The 572-nt window shown below is 42.1% G+C and carries 1 protein-coding gene; it reads left to right on the top strand.

The window, feature by feature from the left end; genetic code table 11:
- Positions 1-11: 11 nt before the first annotated feature.
- A partial coding sequence (locus tag D8S75_RS18030; RefSeq protein ID WP_232829100.1) for a hypothetical protein occupies positions 12-572 on the top strand: 561 nt, incomplete at its 3' end.

Consider the following 572-nt stretch of genomic DNA (forward strand, 5'->3'; position numbering starts at 1 on the left):
TCCTGACGGTAATGCGGTCACTCTACCAATCCTCCCAGCCTGGCCTAATCAATGTGGTAAAATTCAGAACTGGTGCAATGGATAGGAAAAGGTCTTTTGAAAAAGTTGTCATTTCCGTCATGGTCGGGAAAAATGTAAAAAAGTTCCTGACGTTTGTTGAAGACGAACCAGATTTCCAGGGCGGACCAATCCCTTCAAAGTATCTTATTCCCAAGAAAATCAACTTGATGGTCTACACGTTGTTTCAAGTGCATACTTTGAAATTCAATAGAAAGGATTACGATACCCTTTCTCTTTTTTACCTCAACAGAGGATACTATAATGAGTTGAGTTTCCGTGTCCTGGAACGTTGTCACGAAATAGCGAGTGCCAGGCCGAACGACAGCTCTACGATGCGTACTTTCACTGACTTTGTTTCTGGCGCACCTATTGTAAGGAGTCTTCAGAAAAGCACCATAAGGAAATATGGGTACAATTTGGCACCCTACATGTTCTTGTTACTACACGTAGATGAGCTATCGATTTTTTCTGCATACCAAGCAAGTTTACCTGGCGAAAAGAAAGTCGACACA

Source organism: Simplicispira lacusdiani (genome assembly GCF_003604195.1).
Taxonomy (GTDB): Bacteria; Pseudomonadota; Gammaproteobacteria; order Burkholderiales; family Burkholderiaceae_C; genus Simplicispira; species Simplicispira lacusdiani.